General features: G+C 40.4%; 30 protein-coding genes and 1 riboswitch. Of the genes, 24 read left to right on the top strand and 6 right to left on the bottom strand.

Features of this window, described 5'->3' with window-relative positions; genetic code table 11:
* The first annotated feature begins 91 nt into the window (after positions 1 to 91).
* The 6 genes from ACESZH_RS20325 to ACESZH_RS20300 all read left to right on the top strand — a co-directional run bounded on the left by ACESZH_RS20325 (position 92) and on the right by ACESZH_RS20300 (position 3134).
* Entirely contained in the window at positions 92 to 502 is a 411-nt protein-coding gene (locus ACESZH_RS20325; protein ID WP_373218724.1) for a VOC family protein, read from the top strand.
* 126 nt (positions 503 to 628) lie between these two features.
* Positions 629 to 1072, top strand: a complete 444-nt coding sequence (locus ACESZH_RS20320; protein WP_373218725.1) for a zinc ribbon domain-containing protein — start codon at positions 629 to 631, stop codon at positions 1070 to 1072.
* A gap of 134 nt (positions 1073 to 1206) precedes the next feature.
* Positions 1207 to 1533, top strand: a complete 327-nt coding sequence (locus ACESZH_RS20315) for a hypothetical protein (RefSeq protein WP_373218726.1) — start codon at positions 1207 to 1209, stop codon at positions 1531 to 1533.
* Positions 1534 to 1718: 185 nt separating this feature from the next.
* The gene (locus tag ACESZH_RS20310) at positions 1719 to 1946 is read left to right on the top strand and encodes an ATP-binding cassette domain-containing protein (RefSeq protein ID WP_373218727.1); all 228 of its coding nucleotides are present in this window, start codon (positions 1719 to 1721) and stop codon (positions 1944 to 1946) included.
* A gap of 83 nt (positions 1947 to 2029) precedes the next feature.
* Entirely contained in the window at positions 2030 to 2284 is a 255-nt protein-coding gene (locus ACESZH_RS20305) for an ATP-binding cassette domain-containing protein (RefSeq protein WP_373218728.1), read from the top strand.
* Between the two features lie 418 nt (positions 2285 to 2702).
* Positions 2703 to 3134, top strand: coding sequence for a VOC family protein (locus tag ACESZH_RS20300; RefSeq protein ID WP_373218729.1), 432 nt, complete (start codon positions 2703 to 2705; stop codon positions 3132 to 3134).
* Positions 3135 to 3233: 99 nt separating this feature from the next.
* Here ACESZH_RS20300 and ACESZH_RS20295 read toward each other — a convergent pair whose 3' ends face one another.
* Entirely contained in the window at positions 3234 to 3617 is a 384-nt protein-coding gene (locus ACESZH_RS20295) for a winged helix-turn-helix transcriptional regulator (RefSeq protein ID WP_373218730.1), read from the bottom strand.
* Positions 3618 to 3835: 218 nt separating this feature from the next.
* Here ACESZH_RS20295 and ACESZH_RS20290 point away from each other — a divergent pair, with 218 nt between their 5' ends.
* Positions 3836 to 4735, top strand: coding sequence for a radical SAM protein (locus tag ACESZH_RS20290; protein ID WP_373218732.1), 900 nt, complete (start codon positions 3836 to 3838; stop codon positions 4733 to 4735).
* A 246-nt stretch (positions 4736 to 4981) separates the two neighbouring features.
* Here the strand turns inward: ACESZH_RS20290 and ACESZH_RS20285 are convergent, their stop codons facing one another.
* Entirely contained in the window at positions 4982 to 5137 is a 156-nt protein-coding gene (locus ACESZH_RS20285) for a PDZ domain-containing protein (protein ID WP_373218733.1), read from the bottom strand.
* Between the two features lie 41 nt (positions 5138 to 5178).
* Positions 5179 to 5631, bottom strand: a complete 453-nt coding sequence (locus ACESZH_RS20280) for an Rrf2 family transcriptional regulator (RefSeq protein WP_373218734.1) — start codon at positions 5629 to 5631, stop codon at positions 5179 to 5181.
* Between the two features lie 131 nt (positions 5632 to 5762).
* Between ACESZH_RS20280 and ACESZH_RS20275 the strand changes: the two genes are divergently transcribed.
* The 12 genes from ACESZH_RS20275 (at position 5763) to ACESZH_RS20220 (ending at position 14709) form a co-directional block, all read left to right on the top strand.
* Complete coding sequence (locus ACESZH_RS20275) at positions 5763 to 5897, top strand: hypothetical protein (RefSeq protein WP_373218735.1); 135 nt, start codon at positions 5763 to 5765, stop codon at positions 5895 to 5897.
* Positions 5898 to 5919: 22 nt separating this feature from the next.
* A complete protein-coding gene (locus ACESZH_RS20270; protein WP_373218736.1) occupies positions 5920 to 6579 on the top strand; it encodes a DUF1638 domain-containing protein in 660 nt (219 codons plus the stop codon).
* A 125-nt stretch (positions 6580 to 6704) separates the two neighbouring features.
* Positions 6705 to 7466 carry an EFR1 family ferrodoxin gene (locus ACESZH_RS20265; protein ID WP_373218738.1) on the top strand — a complete coding sequence of 254 codons (762 nt, stop codon included), beginning with the start codon at positions 6705 to 6707 and terminating at the stop codon, positions 7464 to 7466.
* Between the two features lie 9 nt (positions 7467 to 7475).
* Entirely contained in the window at positions 7476 to 7622 is a 147-nt protein-coding gene (locus ACESZH_RS20260; RefSeq protein WP_373218739.1) for a hypothetical protein, read from the top strand.
* A 305-nt stretch (positions 7623 to 7927) separates the two neighbouring features.
* Positions 7928 to 8569, top strand: coding sequence for a DUF3786 domain-containing protein (locus ACESZH_RS20255; RefSeq protein ID WP_373218740.1), 642 nt, complete (start codon positions 7928 to 7930; stop codon positions 8567 to 8569).
* A 582-nt stretch (positions 8570 to 9151) separates the two neighbouring features.
* Positions 9152 to 9994: a helix-turn-helix domain-containing protein gene (locus ACESZH_RS20250; protein ID WP_373218741.1), complete on the top strand. Its 843-nt coding sequence runs from the start codon at positions 9152 to 9154 to the stop codon at positions 9992 to 9994.
* 179 nt (positions 9995 to 10173) lie between these two features.
* Positions 10174 to 10932: a helix-turn-helix domain-containing protein gene (locus ACESZH_RS20245; protein WP_373218744.1), complete on the top strand. Its 759-nt coding sequence runs from the start codon at positions 10174 to 10176 to the stop codon at positions 10930 to 10932.
* A 115-nt stretch (positions 10933 to 11047) separates the two neighbouring features.
* Positions 11048 to 12016, top strand: a complete 969-nt coding sequence (locus ACESZH_RS20240) for a DUF1848 domain-containing protein (RefSeq protein WP_373218745.1) — start codon at positions 11048 to 11050, stop codon at positions 12014 to 12016.
* 250 nt (positions 12017 to 12266) lie between these two features.
* Positions 12267 to 13034, top strand: a complete 768-nt coding sequence (locus ACESZH_RS20235) for an alpha/beta fold hydrolase (protein ID WP_373218746.1) — start codon at positions 12267 to 12269, stop codon at positions 13032 to 13034.
* Positions 13035 to 13176: 142 nt separating this feature from the next.
* On the top strand, positions 13177 to 13476 hold the full coding sequence (locus ACESZH_RS20230; protein ID WP_373218747.1) for a helix-hairpin-helix domain-containing protein: 300 nt from the start codon (positions 13177 to 13179) through the stop codon (positions 13474 to 13476).
* Complete coding sequence (locus ACESZH_RS20225; RefSeq protein WP_373218748.1) at positions 13473 to 13919, top strand: GNAT family N-acetyltransferase; 447 nt, start codon at positions 13473 to 13475, stop codon at positions 13917 to 13919. The genes ACESZH_RS20230 and ACESZH_RS20225 overlap by 4 nt, the downstream gene beginning before the upstream one ends.
* 319 nt (positions 13920 to 14238) lie before the next feature.
* Positions 14239 to 14709, top strand: a complete 471-nt coding sequence (locus tag ACESZH_RS20220; protein ID WP_373218749.1) for a GNAT family N-acetyltransferase — start codon at positions 14239 to 14241, stop codon at positions 14707 to 14709.
* Positions 14710 to 14856: 147 nt separating this feature from the next.
* Here the strand turns inward: ACESZH_RS20220 and ACESZH_RS20215 are convergent, their stop codons facing one another.
* Positions 14857 to 15210 (bottom strand): winged helix-turn-helix transcriptional regulator, encoded by a 354-nt coding sequence (locus ACESZH_RS20215; RefSeq protein ID WP_373218750.1) that lies wholly within the window; start codon positions 15208 to 15210, stop codon positions 14857 to 14859.
* A gap of 272 nt (positions 15211 to 15482) precedes the next feature.
* Here ACESZH_RS20215 and ACESZH_RS20210 point away from each other — a divergent pair, with 272 nt between their 5' ends.
* From ACESZH_RS20210 to ACESZH_RS20190, 5 genes are all read left to right on the top strand, one after another.
* Positions 15483 to 15878: a pyridoxamine 5'-phosphate oxidase family protein gene (locus ACESZH_RS20210; protein ID WP_373218751.1), complete on the top strand. Its 396-nt coding sequence runs from the start codon at positions 15483 to 15485 to the stop codon at positions 15876 to 15878.
* 32 nt (positions 15879 to 15910) lie between these two features.
* A riboswitch (FMN riboswitch) is annotated at positions 15911 to 16031 on the top strand.
* Positions 16032 to 16107: 76 nt separating this feature from the next.
* Positions 16108 to 16728 (top strand): ECF transporter S component, encoded by a 621-nt coding sequence (locus ACESZH_RS20205; protein ID WP_373218752.1) that lies wholly within the window; start codon positions 16108 to 16110, stop codon positions 16726 to 16728.
* Positions 16729 to 16742: 14 nt separating this feature from the next.
* The gene (locus ACESZH_RS20200) at positions 16743 to 17348 is read left to right on the top strand and encodes a 4Fe-4S binding protein (protein ID WP_373218753.1); all 606 of its coding nucleotides are present in this window, start codon (positions 16743 to 16745) and stop codon (positions 17346 to 17348) included.
* 6 nt (positions 17349 to 17354) lie between these two features.
* Entirely contained in the window at positions 17355 to 18134 is a 780-nt protein-coding gene (locus ACESZH_RS20195; RefSeq protein ID WP_373218754.1) for a protein-ADP-ribose hydrolase, read from the top strand.
* Positions 18079 to 18948 (top strand): NAD-dependent deacetylase, encoded by an 870-nt coding sequence (locus ACESZH_RS20190; RefSeq protein ID WP_373218755.1) that lies wholly within the window; start codon positions 18079 to 18081, stop codon positions 18946 to 18948. The genes ACESZH_RS20195 and ACESZH_RS20190 overlap by 56 nt, the downstream gene beginning before the upstream one ends.
* Before the next feature lie 26 nt (positions 18949 to 18974).
* Here ACESZH_RS20190 and ACESZH_RS20185 read toward each other — a convergent pair whose 3' ends face one another.
* Positions 18975 to 19091, bottom strand: a complete 117-nt coding sequence (locus ACESZH_RS20185) for a winged helix-turn-helix transcriptional regulator (RefSeq protein WP_373219964.1) — start codon at positions 19089 to 19091, stop codon at positions 18975 to 18977.
* Between the two features lie 319 nt (positions 19092 to 19410).
* On the bottom strand, positions 19411 to 19680 hold the full coding sequence (locus ACESZH_RS20180; RefSeq protein WP_373218757.1) for an MATE family efflux transporter: 270 nt from the start codon (positions 19678 to 19680) through the stop codon (positions 19411 to 19413).
* Positions 19681 to 19754 lie beyond the last annotated feature (74 nt).

The following is a 19754-nucleotide window of genomic DNA, read 5'->3' as shown; positions in this document are numbered from 1 at the left end:
GGGCTATGTGTTTATAAGTTTAAAGTGATAATTAAATTCAGTTTTTAGTACTGAACGAATCGGAAACTGTAGTATAGAGGAGACGATGACTATGAATGGAAAAGAAGCGCATGTAGGTGTGGGTCTGCTGGTTGACAACATAGACAGTATGGTTCGATTTTACAGAGATATATTAGGATTTCAAACTCAATGGAGTGGTGGTCCGTTTGCAGACTTTGAAACGGCAAGTGGCGAATTATCCTTGTTTATGTATAGCAGGGAAGAATTCGTTAAGGCGATAGGAGAGGATTATGTTCCACCAAAGGGTATCAACCAGACTTTTGAAATCGCCCTCTGGTTGCCCAGTTTTGCTGATGTGGATTCGGAATATGAGCGTCTGTCGAAGTTGGGTGTGCGGTTTCCAACAGGAAAACCCATCACCTATCCTTTCGGTGTTCGCAATTTTTATGTAGCCGACCCAGAGGGAAATTTGCTTGAAATCGGGAGTACGAACGCAATGTAGATTGGAAGTTCACTTTTTAATATAATCAATTGCAGTTTGCTGATCCGAAGCAACAGCGGGTTGCTTGCCAAAGGTATAGCGTAAGATTACAATAATTACATCAAAAATCGTTTTTGGAGGAACAGTATGGAAATACGGGATATATTAAAAAAATTAAGAGAGAAAAATAATCTTACGCAGGATCAGTTGGCAGAGCGTGTCAGGGTTACCAGACAGGCAGTCAGCCGCTGGGAAAACGGTGAGACACAGCCAAATACAGATACTCTGAAATTGCTGTCGCAGGAATTTGATGTATCCATCAATACACTTTTAGGTTCACCAAGACAGCTTATTTGTCAGTGCTGTGGGATGCCATTAAATGAAGACAGCCTGATCAGTCGTGAACCGGACGGAAGCTACAATGAAGATTATTGTAAATGGTGTTATGCGGATGGTAATTTTGCATATAAGTCGAAAGATTCTCTGCTGGACTTTCTTGTCAGCCATATGCCAAATCCTGATAATCTATCAGATGAAGACCGCCGCATTCAATTTGACTCGTATCTTTTACAGTTAAAACATTGGAAATGATGTAATACGCAGAAGCGGAAGGATAAGCACAGAAATAGATAATTTGGTACATTAAAGAATTGTAAACGGGACAGATTACCAGAGGGCATCAGTCAGAAATGGCTGGTGCTTTTTGCGTGGAAAGGGGCGTTTTCATGTATCCGGTCAGCGAAGCGTTCCTGCAGGCGGTGCAGGAAAATACCAGAAAGTATTACTGGACGGGGAAGATCACGACAAAAGCCGGGGTGGTCTATCATTTTGGATACGAGGATATTGTGAAGGGCAGCGGCTATATTACTGCACAGTGCTGTGGAAGTACGGAGATTGAAGCCATGCCAAACGGGGCGGAGATGCTTTCCATTTATTCCGAAAATGACATAGAAACATACCGGGATGTCCTGTACTTTGTGGCACAGGTGCTGGGCGGTTTCTTCTGCATCAACCGTGAGAGAAAGCTGGAACTTCGTAAGTATGGAAGCTAAGTGAGGGGAATTAGATAACAGGTGACAAATTGTAAACTTTCCCGGAAAGCCCGCTAAAACCAAAGGGTTTCGGTGATTTGAAGTTGATATGTTCGTGTTTTTTGTTTAGTGGGACGGAACAAGAGGAGGCCATTTTCTTTAGACTGGGAAATAAAGCTGCTACGGTACCTGCCGGGAAAACGGTAATGGAATATAAACTACCGAAACTTTCAATTTTCAATGAAAAAAGTGGTAACGAAGAAAAAATATTGTCAAGAAACATCTTTTTAAGGGTAAGAGGAGCTGAGAAAATTTGCATTGTTGGTAAAAATGGTGTTGGAAAAACGACTCTGATTAAGAAGATAGCAGAAGAACTTCTTGAAAGAGATGATATTCGTGCTGAATATATGCCGCAAGACTATGAGGAACCGTAGATTATCTGGACAAATCAGGAGATAAGACAGAGTGGACAAGAATCAGGACATATCTGGGATCACTTAAGTATACAGCAGATGAGATGGAGCATCCGATCAAAGAACTTTCCGGAGGGCAAAAGGCGAAGGTATTACTACTTAAGATGAGCCTTTCGGGAGCAAACGTTTTGATCCTTGATGAGCCAACAAGAAATTTTTCACCATTATCAGGACCTGTGATCAGAAAAATGCTTTATGAATTTCCGGGAGCAGTCATAAGTATATCTCATGATAGAAAATACATTGAAGAGGTTTGCGATAAAGTATATGAGCTTTCTGATAGTGGGCTGCATTTATAGTTTTGCTTTGATAGTTATTTCAAAACCGCCGTCTGGCTACCCAGATCGCTACGCAGGAAGACATGAACCTTACTTTTCAAGCTGGCGGCTATAGATTTTCAGGTATTTGGCATTTGATAAAAAAAGCAAAAATTTAATGGAGGAATACTTTCCAGACAAACTTCTAAGCATGGGAAATCAGGTAGAGGTTGTTTCACCAGAATATTATAGAAATGAGCTGATAGAAATAGCTCAAAAATTTTTATCTAATTACGACATATAGCTGTCGCATGGCCATGGTAAAATGATGACAAAAAGGAGGGAAAATGACGAATGAATTTGTGAGAGTCCTGCTAAAATTGTATGAAAAACAGCGGGCAGCAGTGGTGTGAGTGTATAAGCACAAGTCGAAAATAGCAATTTAAGGAGAATTAGAAAAATGAATAAAATTACTTGTATCTGTCTGGGTGTAAGAAGTATGGAGAGAGCAATAAAATTTTACAGGGATGGACTGGGATATAAAACAGATTGCAAAGAAGATAATCCATATGTATGTTTTTTTGATACACCGGGAACAAAATTTGAATTATATCCGCTGGATATGCTGGCAGAAGATATCAATAAGGATAATCCGCCGCAAATTGGGAATGGGTTTGGCGGCATTACATTAGCCTATAATGTAGCAAGCAGGGAAGAGGTTGATAATACAATTGAATTAGTCCGAAAGGCAGGAGGAATTATTGTGAAAGAACCTCAAAACGTATTTTGGGGTGGTTATCATGCATATTTCAAAGATTTAGATGGATATTACTGGGAAGTTGCATGGGGCCCCGATTTTAAATTTGATGAAAATGGTTTGTTACAGTTCTAACAGTTGATTCTCTGGTGACTGGATGAAAGGAAGATATATGAGGCACACAAACTTTTAAAGCAAAAGAATACGATAAACGGAACTTTGCCGGGAAAGATGTTAGATCATCTTCCCGGCATCATTTTTATATGGGTTTATATAGTCGGGACATAAATAGGTTTCGCTCCATGTCATCATCGTCTGAAGGACAGGGATGAAGCTCTGCCCTAATTCTGTTAAGGTGTATTCTACCTTCGGGGGGATTTCTTTATAGATTTCCCGGTGGAGAAAACCGTCCTGCTCCAGTTCCCGAAGCTGTTTTGTCAGGGTGGATTGAGTGATCCCGTCAAGGCGGCGCATCAGTTCCCCAAATCGCTGGACTTTGTAAAAGGCCACGTACCATAAGATCAATATTTTCCATTTGCCGCTCAGGATGGACTGCAGCCTGCTCATGGGTACACATCTTGCAATCATTTCTTCCGTGTTGAATTTATTATCAGCCATCATTACCTCTCCATTTTATGAACTGAATACAGTATAGCGAAAACGGCCCGGAAATACAAGCAGGTGCATTTTTTGCAGTTAGTATGAAAAAAGGTACTGACACGAAAAAAAGACAGTACTTGAGGGAAAAAGAAGTTTCCGCTATGCTGAATACAGAAGCAGGCGGCCGGAATCTTAAGAAACTGTTTCGGATGATGAATATAAGGAGTGGATTTATTATGCATTACACAGGAACCATATGGAGGCCTCCCTATGAGGCATCCTCCCTTTTGCTGGAAGTGACCGCCGGATGTACACACCATAAATGTAAGTTCTGCACTCTATACTCTGACCTGCCATTTTCTTTCAGGATGTCTCACCTTGAAGATGTGGAGGAGGATTTAAAAGAGGCAAAAGAGCAGTATCGTCTATGGAAAAATCATACAGTTTCCCGCATTTTTTTGACGGGGGCTAATCCGTTTGTATTAAAGGCGGACCGTCTTTTGAAGATTGCGGAGATGGCACATCAGTATTTTCCCAAATGCCGGACCATTGGATGTTTCTCCAGGATTACGGATATTACCATAAAGACGGATGAAGAACTGAAAAAACTGCGGCAGGCAGGTTTCGATGGACTGACTATCGGCATAGAGACCGGGGACGATGAAGCACTGAAATTTATGAACAAGGGGTATCTTTCCAAAGATATTGTAGAGCAATGCAAGCGTCTGGATGCGGCAGGGATCGGGTACAGCTTTTTTTATCTGACCAGCATTTCGGGGGCAGGAAGGGGTGAGATGGGAGCCAGAATAACGGCTGAAATCTGCAACCAGCTCCATCCCAGATTGATCGGAGCCAATATGCTGATGATTTATCCGGAATCAGAGCTGTATCGGGAGATTCAGGCGGGAAACTGGAGGGAAGAAGGAGAGCTGGAAAAATACCGGGAATTAAGGGTGTTGATCGAGAACTTGCATATCCCCGTCTGGTTTGCTGCTATGGGAGCCTCCAATGCCATCCAGCTGCAGGGAAAACTGCCGGAGGATAAAGAGAAGCTGCTTGGGATCATTGAAGATATCATAAACACTGTGAGTGAGGAAGAACTACGGAGATACCGTAGGAATCTTCCGCATCTGTGAGGAGGTGCAGCCTGTATCATGAGGAGCCGTTTGGTATGGTATCTCTTTGGGAGTTTAGTCCGGTACAAATCGTGTACCCTGTTCAATTCTCAATACGGTTAGATCGTTAAATTCATATCCGGCAAGCTGGAGCTGCTCTGCCAGAGCTTTTTTGCTTTTAATGCTGGCGCCGGAAATGCATCGGCGAGGATATGGGAACAGGTTGATTGAGCTGGCGTGGGATTTTTGCAGAGAAAAGGGGGAAAATTAGTGAGAGGAAAGGCGGTAATCAAAGACATCTTCGATGGTTTGCCCGTTGATTTCAAGGAGATAGTCTTCAGCTTCAATAGTTTGTTCTTCTGCAATGAATCTCGGTTGTACATGTGTGATCAGGTGTCCTATCTTGTTCTTTTTATTTTTCACGATTTCTCTCCATTAACAACAAAATTTTTATAAAATGCAAATCAGGGTTCGTAATCGAACTTAACGTCATCATTTTCGTGATAATAATCTAAAAGCTGCTGTAAAGTGATTTCATCCATTGTTTCTTGTACTGCCGCGCCAATTTCTTCATAAGGTTTTTTAAGTACTGCCTGGATTCGCTTTCCCACAGGGCATTTATCGGAAGGATTCGGATGAAATCCAATGAAATTTTCCAACCCATCAGGTTCAAGGGCATGATAAACTTCCCATACAGTAAGACTCTCCGGGGCCCGGCTTAGATAGGCGCCACCGATTCCACGAACAATAGAGATGATGCCTGCTTTCTGCAAAACATTCAGAATGCTTCTGATTGCGGCGGAATTGCACCCTGTACTTTTGGCAAGCAATTCACTGGTTACTTTTACTTTGTTTTCATATTCGGAGATAAATACTAAGCAGTGCAATGCAATGGAGCATTTTGTATTCAGTCTCATTGTGAGGGCTCCTTTCTTGATTTTAAGGTGATTATACTCCATTTTGAAATTGTTGTAAATATTGACAATACAACGGTTAAGGAGTATAGTAGTTGTAAAAAATAAAACAACAACAGAAAGGAAAGATCAATATGAAGAAAGTAATTACAGTAGAGGGAATGGCTTGTATGCAAACAGTTTCCCTTGCGAAAGAAATTTCTGATCAGGTATTGATGGATACCGTGACAGAGGCTGGTTACACACCGGTAAGTTGTACAGAAGTATAGTATTCAGAACTGGAGCAAGGAAATGAATGCAGTAATTTTAGCGTGCAGTTCTTTAAACAGGCATGTGGATGCTGCACAGGAGAAGATGAAGACAGATTATCCGGTCATAGACGTAGACCGTAAATACCATGAAGACCCAAAACAAATGAGAGAACAGCTTATGGAAAAACTAAGGAGTCTGCCGTCAGAAATAGACACGGTTCTTGTGGCTATGGGATTTTGTGGTGGTTCCTGGGAAGCGATACCATTTGAAAAACGTGTTGTGATTCCCAGAGTAGACGATTGCATTACTCTGCTTCTTCATACGGATAATACCTGGTATCCAAATTTGAAAAAAGCAGGGCATCTGTATTTACGTGACACGGACACCGCAGAATACTCCCTGGAAGCAATGCAGAGAAAACTGTGTGAACAATATGGAGGGATGAACGGCTCTATGATATTTAATTCCATGTTTGCGAACTATACCAACGTGGATATTATTGATACAGGCGTTTATGATTGTTATTCAGAGGAATATGTGACAGAAGCACAGAGGAATGCGGATTTGATCAGGGGGATTCTTGACTATGTGGAGGGGAGCAATCTTCTTCTGGAAAAGCTGGTATCCGGGCAATGGGACCAGCAGTTCATAGTGGCTGAGCCTGGACAGTTACTCTCAAACCAGAATTTTCTTCCATAACGGCTCTGCTGATCTGGAAGGACTGGTAAACTATATGGAAATGGACAAACTGTTTCAGATTATATATCTGAAAAGAAGCAATTTTGCTTTAGGGATATCAGAAAAGTAGTGAAGGAGGAAAAGTTATGTTGAATATGACAGAACTGTATTATTTTAGCCCCACAGGGGGAACCAAAAAGGCAGGAGAAATTTTTTGTGAAGGGATTTCAAAGAATGTAAAAACTGTGGATTTGGGTTTACGGGACAAAGTGGTGGAAAAACCAAATGGAGAACTGGTAGTTGTTGCAGCTCCTGTTTTTGGCGGCAGGATTCCGTCTATTGTAGCAGAAAGGCTGAATGAATTAGAAGGAAGTGGGAGAAAGGCAGTTACATTGGTGGTTTACGGAAACCGGGCTTATGAAGATGCCATGTTGGAGTTGAACAATGTTGTTAAAGAAAGAGGATTCCAGGTGGTTGCATCTGCTGCTTTGGTGGCACAGCATTCTATAGCATCGGAGGTAGGAAAAGGAAGACCGGATGATCAGGATAGAAAGTCGATCCTTGAGTTTGCCGGGAAAGTTCTGGAAAAGATGGAAAGGGGTTCAGATGGCTCAGTAAAGGTTCCGGGAAATTATCCTTACAAAAATGGGATGAGCATGCCTGTGACACCGATTTCCCTTCCTTCCTGTAAGCAGTGTGGGAAATGCACCTCTGTCTGTCCGACAGGAGCAATCCGGCTGGAAAATAATACGGTAGTAACAGACGCGGAAAAATGTATTTTATGTATGGCATGTGTTTCTGCCTGTCCGGAGCAGGCACGCATTCTGCCTCCACCTTTACAGGAAAAGATGGAACAGATGCTGGGAGCATTGAAATCTGTGCGCAGAGAAAATGAGTATTTCTTATAAAGGGAATGCTTGTTTTCCGGAACAGGAAAGAAAACAGCGCATAACTTCCAGGTTGGTGCGGTAGGACTGGCAAGAAGTCTGGAACAGTGTTCGGAGCAGTTTGAGGCATTTTGGGAATGTGTGGCGCAGACAGCAATGGAGCTGTTTGGAAAATAAATGGGGCATAGTTGTGAAAGAAGAATGGTATCGTGTTAAGAGCTATTTTTATGGATTATTATGGGACGGTTGCGCATGAAAATGGCCAGTTGCGATGGAGGTTGTAAAAAGGTTTATAAGAACAGCAGCGCCCAGTCACAAGAGGACGTATTTTGTTACTGGTGGAAAACTTTTGAAGAAAAACTGATGTATGCGAATGGAGAAAACTTGCTGCAGTTTCTGTTAATTCAGGACCAAAAGTGACCGGAATTTGTTTTACACGAAAAAGAAATGTTAACTAATATCATAGTAAAGGATTTGAAGACATGACGTTAAAGTTAGGTTGTGGTAAGACAAACTATGAGTTTATGCGGGACCAGATGCAGTTAAAATTTCTTGAGTATGACCAGACACACATGGTTGAAAAGTTCTGTCTGAAACATGATGAAGAATATTTGTATATTAAATTTGTTGGAAGGATATACCGTATTAAACGAAAAAGCGGGAAAGCAGAGTGGTCAGAGGATGACTTTAAAAATTGTACGGTTGCTGGGTACAATGAAGCAATGTCGATTTTCGATATTTTGTGTTATTCCAAAGATGGATGTCACTTATCCGGTAAGTTCTGCAATATTCATCAGTTAAAAGGAACGGTTCAATCTTCCAGAACTGGCGGAACAATATTTTATCATCAAATTCGATATTTCGATGGGAAAACAGAAAAGCTCTGTCATGCTTGTGAAGTTCTGGAGGGAGAAAAGGAAACGATAGGGGATGTCTCCTACCGTTTATATCCATTTGAATTTTTGCCAATGATGCTGCAGTTTTGGAATTCAGATGAAGAATTCCCGGCAAATCTGAAAATTATGTGGGATGAAAATATTCTGGATTATGTACATTATGAAACAGCTCAGTTTATTGCCAGCCATGTATTACATCGAATAGAAGAAATTATGGATCAATGTTGAAGTTAAGTCCGTTTGTTGGATTCGGGATGATAAAGTACAGTGCATATACGAGACGTATGGATGCCTGTAGACAGGGGAATGGCAGAGAGTATTCTGGCTCCGTCCCCACGCATGTTGAGACTGTTTGTCTCTTGAGCAACCGAAAACGAAAACCTGATTCTTATGTGAGATTGAGTTTGGATATGGAAGATTACTACAGAATTAAAGATGCTGAGAAAGAGGGAAAGTAGATTATCATAATCGAATAGAATTACAGAGAGAGTTGCTGATGTGCGGAAGAATTGGCAACTCTTTTTCATGAAAGCAGTATTTCCAATAATGCTATTGGTGGTATGGGTCTGTGTGTTTGGCTTGTGCGTTACTTTTGTATGTCCATTGAGCAGGTAGAATGGCAGAAAATATGGATGTCATTGAAATGCCATATGGAGTACATAGACTATTTTTAGGGCATAAATACTTGATTTTGCTATATGTACCATAATGGTGACAAGATATTTTAAGGTGGTGCTTGATGTTGTTTCTGCTTTAGGTGATACTAAAATCACATCTGAGATGAGAAAAAATGAAAGGAGCAGATTTGATATGGTCGAATTTGGCGAACAACTAAGAAAAGCGAGAGAAGAAAAAGGAATGACACAACAGTCTCTTGCAGAACAATTATATGTAACGAGGCAGTCAGTTTCCAGGTGGGAATGTGGAGATAGATATCCCGATTTAATAACAACGAAGAAAATATCTCAAATCTTAGAAGTAAGTCTTGATGACCTATTATCTGGAAAGGAAATGACAAAATTAGTAGAAAGAAATCCCGTTATTGAAAGCAAATTAGCAAATAATGTAATGATTGCTTTATATGCATTCATAGCATTTTCATTTGCGGTAACAGTAGTGGATATTATTATTAGATTTCCACTGCAATCAGGAGCAATTGATTATAGTGATATTCAGGTTATTGTAATTAATGTTTTGGGCCTTATTATTCAAATAGCGTTTTTTGTTTACGGACTAATTAATGCTATAAGAGGAACATTGTCACCAAAGAGAATGGGAATTGTAATTTCAGCCTATTTTATAGCTATGTGCATAACTGAATCTGATAATATTTCAAGAGATGCAACCTGGCAATTAATTTCACTTACCGTGATGTTAATCATTCCGAGAGTGTTAGGCGCTGTGACATCATTTTTGTATTTTGTATGTGCGAAAAATAATAAGGAATTGCCTATATTGGTTTCGATTGCATCTTTATGGGGAATAGTTCGGATTGCAATAACAAATTATGAAATGATTCGTTATGCAGGTCAGTATGTGTCAATGAATACAACTCTGGGATTGTTATTAAAGATTTGTATTTACATATTGATACTGTATCAGACTTATGTTTTATATAAAAAGCGAAAGAATGCTATAGAAATAAGCGAGTAACAAATATGAATTGTCTCGCAGATGGGTTTTCACCTGGAATTTTCCGTGTGTTATGTTTTATCATAGGTCTCTATTTATATTCGAGAACTGTTTTTAACATTATATGCCAATTCTACTACAGTTCGGTTGTTATTTAGGATCATGTTATGTAGAATAAAAGCACTGAAAGCGAGGTGAAAATGATGTTTGAAATTGACAAAAAGAAATTCGGTGCTTTTGTGTCAGAACTTCGTAGAGAAAAAGGATTTACGCAAAAAGAACTGGCGGAAAAACTTTTTATATCGGATAAAGCTATTAGCAAATGGGAAACGGGGGTTAGTATTCCTGATACGTCATTACTCGTTCCACTTGCAGATTTGTTTGGAGTGACTGTCACAGAACTTCTTATGTGCAAAAGAATGATACAAGAAGCACCTCTGGATGCAAATCAAGTAGAGGCAGTTGTTCAAACTGCTTTATCCTACACAGAAGACAAAACTACAAGAGCATATCAGACGAAAACCAAATGGCCGATTATTTATTTTTGTTCTGTAATAATAGGAAGTGTGGGTGCAATACTAAACTATCAGCAACAGGCGCTAAGTGAAACATTAATTACCGTCATTGTACTTGGCATTATTTTTGGAGCATATTTTTGCTTTATGGTGAAAACAAAATTGCCGGTTTATTATGACGATAATAGGTGTGGATTGTATTATGATGGGCCTGTTCGTATGAACTTTTCGGGAATTGCTTTTAATAATTCAAACTGGCCTTATATTGTGCGAGTGGTTCGCATTTGGTCATGCTTGACCATTGTTCTTTCCCCGGTCATTAACCTTGGAATGAGTTTTCTAAACGCTGATTTTGGGACGAAAATTGCTCGTTATGTTTTTCTGTTATTTGGGGTTGGAGGATTGTTTATATCAATATATATAGTTGGTAAAAAATACGAATAAGGAAGAACCACGAGTATCGTTCCGGTCCCGCAGTACGAGTACATAAATATTATTACACTTTTTATGACACAAGAAATGATCGTAGAAGCATACAGCATATAATAGAGGTGTTTTAATGATTTTAAGTGTGAGTAGGCGAACTGATATTCCGAATTATTATTCCGAATGGTTTGTAAATAGAATTAAAGAGGGATTTTTATATGTTAGAAACCCTATGAATATCCATCAGATAAGTAAGATTGATTTGTCCCCTCGCTTAGTGGATTGTATTGTGTTTTGGACAAAAAATCCTTTGCCAATGTTGGACAAATTAAACGATTTGCAAGGCTATAATTATTATTTTCAGTTTACTTTAACAGGTTATGGTAAAGACATAGAACCAAATTTACCAGATAAAAGAAAAGTATTGATAGATGCTTTTAGGAACTTATCTTTAAAAATCGGAAAGGATAAAATTATCTGGAGATATGATCCGATTGTATTTACAGAACAATATACAGAAGAGTATCATGTTAAGGCTATTCGAACGATTGCAAAATCATTGTGTGGATATACAGATAAAGTTGTGATAAGTTTTGTTGACTTATACGCAAAAACAAAGAAGAATATGCAAGGAATTAATATGATTAATTTAGAGAAGCATAGAATAGAGGAATTTGCATCAAAATTATCGCAGATTGCAAGAGAAAATAAAATGAAAATCGCAACCTGTGCAGAAAATATCGATTTGTCTGCATGTGGAATTGAACACAATAGTTGTATAGATCAGCAGTTGGTAGAGCAAATAATTGGTTGTAAGATAAAAGCGCAAAAAGATAAAAATCAGAGAGGTGAATGTGGATGTATTGAAAGCGTAGATATAGGTTCATATAATACATGTGTGAATGGCTGCAGATATTGTTATGCTAATTACTCTGATAATAAAGTTAAGGATAATTGGAAGCTGCATGATCCTAAATCGCCTATACTGTGTGGTGAAATATCAGATAAAGATATAATAACAGAACGTAAATTGAAATCTCTTAAAATTGAACAAATAAGTATATTTGATATTGCAAATGAATATGGGGATAATCTGTGTTAGCAGTTTGGTTGGACTGGTAGTACAGCCATATTCCCCCTCGGGGTAAAAGCAGTGGTGGGAATTGTATTTTGACTGACTTTTTAGCAAAAGGTTATATCTTACCATCTGCTTTCATGATATACTGAAAACAAGAAAGAATCGGAGGTTATGAAAATGGGAATTTGGATGAAGATACACTAACAGCAAGGCTTAGTGTTTGACAGCCTTGCTAATCCAGTACAGACAACGAGTATTGATTAGGAGGCACAGAATGTCATATTTTGTTTATCAGGCAAAAAGAATTTATTATTCAGAAGCAGGAAAGGGAAATCCGATTGTATTTTTGCATGGAAATACAGCATCATCCAGAATGTTTGAACCGATACTTTCGTTGTATGAAGAACATTTTAAAGTAATTCTTGTAGATTTTCTGGGACATGGCAGGTCAGACCGTCTGACTGAATTCCCAGCAGACTTGTGGCAGGAGGAGGCACGACAAACCATTGCTTTGCTGGAACATCTGAATTGCGGAAAGGTAAGCCTTGTAGGAAGCAGCGGCGGTGCATGGGCGGCAGTAAATGCAGGCTTGTTGCGTCCGGATTTGGTGGAAAAAGTAGTAGCAGACAGTTTTGATGGACGGACTTTGGGAGAAGATTTTGCACGGAAACTGATCAATGAGCGCGCAGGTGCAAAGCAGGATGAGCAGGCAGTCTGGTTTTATCAGTGGTGTCAGGGAGAAGACTGGGAACGGATCGTGGATATGGATACGAAGGCGCTTGTTCAATGTGCGGAAGAAAACTTGCCTTTATTTTTAAAGCCCATGTCAGAATTAAAGGTTCCTCTTTTACTCATGGGGAGTGTCGGGGACGAAATGGTGAGACCGGATATACTGAGTGAATATGAAGCCATATCCGGGAAAACAGGGGCAGAGATCTGCATGTTTTCGGGCGGTGGACATCCGGCCATTCTTTCTAATGCAGAGCAGGCAGCAAAAGCAATACGGAAATTTCTGAATCAAAATGATGCGAAAAACGATTGAAACATGACAGATAATTGTCGCATTTATTATGATACGATGAAAAGTAGAAAAGCTGTATTTTGAAATGGAGAAAGGGCATGGGCAATCAGGGGATATTGACAATATCAAATCGCTCATGCCTTTTCTGGCAGGAGGATTTGGGATGATGCAGAATGAGAAGAATAAAACCAGTGATTTGAAGAAGATACCGGGTGTGGGAGCAAATATGGAACAGCATCTGCAAAATATCGGAATCCACTGCATTGCAGACTTAAGGGGAAAAGATCCGAAAGAATTGTATCGTCTGGATTGTATAAAAAAGGGATTCCAGGATGACAGATGTGTGTTGTATGTATTTCGTTGTGCAGTATATTTTGCAGAACATGAGCGGCATGAGCCGGAGAAACTGAAATGGTGGTATTGGAAGGATAAGGATTATCCGGAAAGATGTGAAAATCAATGATTCGATATGTAGCGAAAGAAGATATTAACAAGGTACTTTCCATGATGGAGCAAGTGAGGGAAGCATTCCCCGGATATCAAGAGGCAGAATTTCTGGAAGCACTTTATAAGGCCATAGACTGTAAGGAGGCGTTATTGGAGGAAAAGGAGGGCAGACTGGCGGGAATGCTTACTTTTTCTTATCAGGAAAAAGAGCTTACGTTCCTGGCAGTCATGCCGGAATTCCGAAAACAGGGCGTGGGAAAACGACTAATTAAACGGATGGCAGAATGCTTTGAGGATGGGGAAGTGGTTCATGTGATTACATTCCGGGAAGGAGACCGGAAAGGAATGGCTGCACGTTACTGTTATCATTCGTGCGGATTTGTGGATGATGAAGAACTGGTAGTATTTGATTATCCATGCCAAAAAATGGTTCTGAAAGTAGAGCACGTAAAAGGCTAAACAGGGTCGGGGGAGAGACATTTTGAAGGATTTTACAAGATCAGATTTATTGTTTTCTTTGTGTGGATTAAATTGCGGGTTATGTCCTATGCACTTGGACGGGCATTGCCCTGGGTGCGGCGGTGAAGGAAACTTTATGAAGTTGTGGTGACGAATCATCTGTTGGAAGAAGTCGGGCAATATGTATCTGAAAAGTTATAGATGCAGGTATCCGGTCAGTGATGCCGACCTATCATAATCCAGCAGGATGGAAAGCTTGTATTATGAACATGAACGATGAGATGATTCTGCCGCAGGAATGTCTGTAAAAGGGAGAAATATGAATATTATATTAAAAAAAGTGGAGGAAACTCAAAAAGAGATTTTATACAGGCTTCTGCAATATTCCTTATTTGAGGAAAGCCTGAATGACCAAAATGATATGAATGAAGATGCGCTATTTGAATATCCGTGGTTTGAAAACTATTTCACAGAAAAGGACAGAGAAGCCTGCTTTATAAAGGAGCAGGGGAGTGAAAGGCTGCTGGGATTTGTCATGATCAATACCTACATGCAAAAGGGCAGCTCCGGTCACAGTATTGCAGAGTTTATGGTACTTCCGAAGTTTAGAAGGAAGAAAATCGGAAAGGAGGCAGCAATTATGTGCTTTGAAAAATATCCGGGAAATTGGGAGGTTTCTCCATTCTGTGGAAGTGAGCAGGCATATTTATTCTGGAAAAATGTGATTGATGAGTATACGGGGGAAAATAATGAGTACGAAGATGGGATTTTTTTCTTTTCCAGATATTAAAACAGGGAAAAGTTATTTACCGGATAGCGAGATGGAGGAACTCTTTTGGAAAAATGGACGGATAAATGGAAAACAGGGTTTTGTTCCGTGGTATCTGAGAAAATAGATACCACGGGACGAAACCCTGTATTTTTTGGCAAAAGCTGGTTATCGTGAGTTTTTTGCTTTGTAATCTTCGCCCCAATCCCACATGGCATCCAGAATAGGCTTGAGACTGTAACCAAGCTCTGTCAGTGTATATTCTACATGGGGAGGAACTTCCGGGTAAACGGTACGGATTACCAAACCACTTTCTTCCATTTGGCGAAGCTGTGCAGTCAGAACTTTCTGCGTTACATGTCCGATAGATTTTTTTAATTCTCCGAAGCGTTTGGTTCCGGGTAATAAATCACGCAGAATCAGCACTTTCCATTTATCACTGATTAAGGTTAAAGTTGTCTCTACCGGACAATCCGGTAATGCCTTTGCTGGTTTACCGGCAATTTCTTTTGTGGTTTCCATGTAATGAACTCCTTTCATAGTATCTTATAGGTAACTATAGCACAATATTGTGCTTACTTTACGAAATGGCTGTACGGTTTTATTATAGGATCATCAGGAAGGAAAAGCAAGCAATTCCGAACAGAAAAGAGGAAAGCGACAGACCGGTAAAAGCATGGTTTCCTGCTGGTAACTATACCACAATATTGTGCGTACTTCTCAGAAAAAAGAAGGATTGCTACAATAGAATCAACAAAAGCGAAAGGCTATAAACAAATTTGGAGGTAAGTACAATGAAGAAAGTAATCGAATTTTTAAGTGAGAATCCTGTTCAGTATCTGGCAACCGTAGGACGTGATGGAAAAGCAAAGTGCCGCCCGTTCATGTTCTCAGGGGAAATGGACGGTAAGCTGTGGTTCTGCACCAACAACACAAAGGATGTTTACAAGGATATGCTGGAGAATCCTGAAATTGAGATTTCCGTTTCCAGTCCGTCCTATGCGTGGATTCGTTTGCATGGCAAGGTTGTGTTTGAAAACAACATGGCAGCAAAGGAAATGTGCATCGCAAACCCGATCGTCAAGGGACAGTATCAGACCGCAGATAACCCGGTTTTTGAGGTATTTTATCTTGAAAATCCTCATGGTGTGATTGCGGATTTTTCCGGCAATCCGCCTTATGAATTTTAAGAAAATGCTGACTTATTCAGCAAAAAAAGAGAAGCAATCTTCGGGGCAAGGTGTAATCCCTGACCGGCAGTAAAGTCTGCGAACCGCTGATCAGCGGCTGATGTGGTGAAATTCCACTACCGACGGTAAAAGTCCGGATGGAAGAAGATATGACAGGAGAAGCCCCGCAGGAAGAAAAGACCTGCAGGGCTCTTCTCTTAATCCAAATCATATCTCAAACAGGAGAATTATGAATAAAACAATTTCATTACCAGTAAAAAAACAGAATACGGCACCTGCAGTAAGAAAAGTCACTATGGTAGCCATGCTTGCCGCAATATCATATATTATGGCTTTTGCGGAATTTCCGGTTCCGCTTTCGCCGTCTTTCGCACGAATGGATTTATCTGATTTTCCCGCTCTGATCGGGGCCTTTGCGTTTGGCCCATCTATCGGAGTGATGATTGAACTTGTTAAAAACGGCCTTCAGTTGTTATCAACTTCTACAGGAGGCGTGGGAGAGCTTGCTAATTTTCTGATGGGTTCCTCTTATGTCCTGACTGCGGGCCTTATCTATAAATGGCATAAAACAAAGAAAACAGCAGTGATTTCCTGCATTGCCGGGAGCGTAGTCATGGGGATTACAGCAGCGGTCACAAATTATTTTATCCTGCTTCCCATGTTTGAAATGTTTATGCCAATGGATCAGCTCATTGAATCATTCGGAGTGTTTATTCCGTTTATCAATACGAAACTGGATGTGGTATTATATAATGCTTTTCCATTTAACCTGTTAAAAGGACTGGTGATCGGAGCGTTTACTATGATGGTCTATAAGCGCCTGACACCTGTGCTGAAAGGAAATCGTTGAAAGGGGTGTTTCGAATGCAGACAAAAGATTATTTGAGATTACTGGTGGAGCAGATACATTCTGCTGTGATTGCAACGATCAGCGCTGACGGACATCCGCAGACCCGTGTGATTGATATGATGCTGTGGGATGACAGGGGTGTCTACTTCCTGACAGCAAAAGGAAAGGCGTTTTATGAACAGTTGATGAAGCAGAAATATATTTCCCTGTCTGCCACAAAGGATAAATATTCTATTTCATTGCGGGGAGAGATTGCCAACATCGGAAGTGAAAAGCTGGATGAGATTTTTGAAAAGAATCCTTATATGAAGCAGATCTATCCGGAAGATACCCGCAGTGCGCTGGAGGTTTTTGCGGTTTATGAAGCGGAAGGGGAGTTCTTTGATATCAGTGATCCTTCCCATGTGACACGGGACAGTTTTGTGATTGGAAATATCCAGAAGAAACAGGAAGGCTATTTTGTGAGTGAAGGATGTATCGGCTGTAAGCTATGTTACTCTGTCTGTCCGCAGAAATGTATTGATATTTCCCAAAAACCAGTTGTGATCGAACAGAATCACTGCCTGCACTGCGGGCGTTGTGCGGAAATCTGTCCGAAACAGGTAATTGAAAAGAGGTGAGAAGGGATGAACCAGCAGGAGCGGAGAATCTATTTAATCCAGGAACTGTTAAAAGAAAATAAGGCATACAGTGAAATGAAGATTCCTGAAAAGTCAGGGGAACAAAAACAGCTTTTGCGCGGGCTTATGAATATCCGGATGCCCGGATTGGCAGGAGAAGAATTTTTAAAAATACAGGATGAGTATCTGCAGGAAGAAATAAGACGGAAAGGAATCACGGAAATAGACAGCCTTGTTCCGGTTCGGGATGGAATCTATCTCTGGCAGGGAGATATTACCACGCTGCGGTGTGATGTCATTGTCAACGCCGCCAACAGTCAGATGCTGGGCTGCTTCTGCCCGAACCATGGCTGTATCGACAATGCTATCCATACCTTTTCCGGCATACAGCTTCGGGCGGTCTGCGCGGAACTGATGGAGAAGCAGAGTCGTGAAGAAAAAACCGGGGAAGCTAAAATCACACCGGCATTTAATCTGCCATGTAAATATGTTCTTCACACCGTTGGACCGATCATCAGAGGAAAACTTACCGAAAAGGATAAAAGGCTGCTGGCTTCCTGCTATCGTTCCTGTCTGGAGCTTTCAGAAAAAAATCATATAAAAAGCATTGCCTTCTGCTGTATTTCAACAGGAGAATTTCATTTTCCCAATGATAAGGCAGCAGAAATTGCAGTCCGGACAGTGAAAGAATATAAGAGACAGACCAAGAGTGGAATTGAGGTGATATTTAATGTTTTCAAAGATTTGGACAAAGAAATCTACGGAAAGCTACTCACAGCAGATTGAACAATTACGGGCAGAATTTCAGCAGGCGGACGCAGTGCTGATCGGAGCGGGTTCCGGTCTTTCCGCATCGGCGGGATTTACTTATAGTGGGGAGCGCTTTCAAAAATATTTTAAAGATTTTGCAAAAAAGTATGGGATCCGTGATATGTATTCCGGCGGATTTTACCCGTATTCGTCTCTCGAGGAATATTGGGCATGGTGGAGCCGTCATATTTATTATAACCGCTATGTAGACATTCCAAAGCCAACCTATCAGAAATTGCTGGAGATCGTGAAAGACAAAGACTATTTCGTACTCACAACGAATGTGGATCACTGCTTTCAGAAAGCAGGATTTGACAAAAAGAGGTTATTTTATACCCAGGGAGATTATGGCCTGTGGCAATGCTCCGATCCATGCCACCCAAAAACATATGATAATGAAGAGATTGTCCTGCAAATGCTAAAGGAACAAAACGATATGCGGATTCTGAATGAATTGGTTCCGCATTGCCCTGTCTGTGGAAAACCAATGACCATGAATTTGCGTTGTGATAATACCTTCGTGCAGGATGAAGGCTGGTATGCTGCACAGGACAGATATTCGGATTTTTTGCTCCGGCATAAAGGATTAAGGGTACTTTATCTTGAATTAGGGGTTGGAGGCAACACCCCGGTTATTATTAAATACCCCTTTTGGAAAATGACAGCAGGGAATCCAAAGGCCAGTTATGTTTGCATTAACTATCAGGAAGCATATGCGCCGCGCGAAATCCGGGATTCCGCACTTTGTATTGAAAATGATATTGGAAAAGTGTTAAATGATGTTGCTTGATTCTTCGGTCTAAGATTTTCTTTCTTTTATCCTTTGCAGTACGGAGGCTGCACATCCAGTCCATTAAGATAGTTGGTTCCCCATTGACACATAGCGTCTAAAATGGGAATGATGCTCTGTCCAAATATGGTAAGTCGGGGCAATAAATATATACTATTCAATTTAAGGCTCTGGAAGCTTTGTAAAATAAGGAAAGTTAGTTGGAAAGACAGAAAAATTCAGTTTGTCAAAGAGTAATTATATAGCCGAGTGATTTAACTATCACCCGGCTTTTATTGCAAATGATTTTGGTATAGAAACAAAGTATTAAAGGTGTCGAAAAATTATTCCAGCCATGTATCGCATTGCTGTAATACATATTGATGGCAACATATCCGAATAAGGTAAAAGTTACACAGTTGGCACGCAATGCCTGGACTCCGACTTTAATTACATTATGGTTGTTTTGGGGGAAAGCGCTGATCAATTGTGGTGCAAAAATAAAAAGCAAAATAATGTTGCCCATATCCTTGATAGATAAATTGAGCGTTGTAAACGAGTATATAATTTTGCACCATAGTTATAGCCAGCCACGGGTTGAAATCCTTTCATATATCCAAAAACAACATATGTACCCAGAGTCATTATTCTTGTGACAATCCCCATTGCCGCTACCGCATCATCCCCGGATATATTGGCAACCATCATATTGGTTAATGCTATTGAGCAACTGGTTAATAGCGGACTTGGCACTAGTACAGCATTGCATTAATAATTAAGCAATATCAAACCGTCAAAGGTATACCTTTATAAGTCCATTTAAAGGG

This window comes from Ruminococcus sp. 5_1_39BFAA (assembly GCF_964240875.1).
In the GTDB taxonomy this organism is placed as follows: Bacteria; Bacillota; Clostridia; order Lachnospirales; family Lachnospiraceae; genus Blautia_A.
This window is presented reverse-complemented; position numbering and strand designations above follow the sequence as displayed.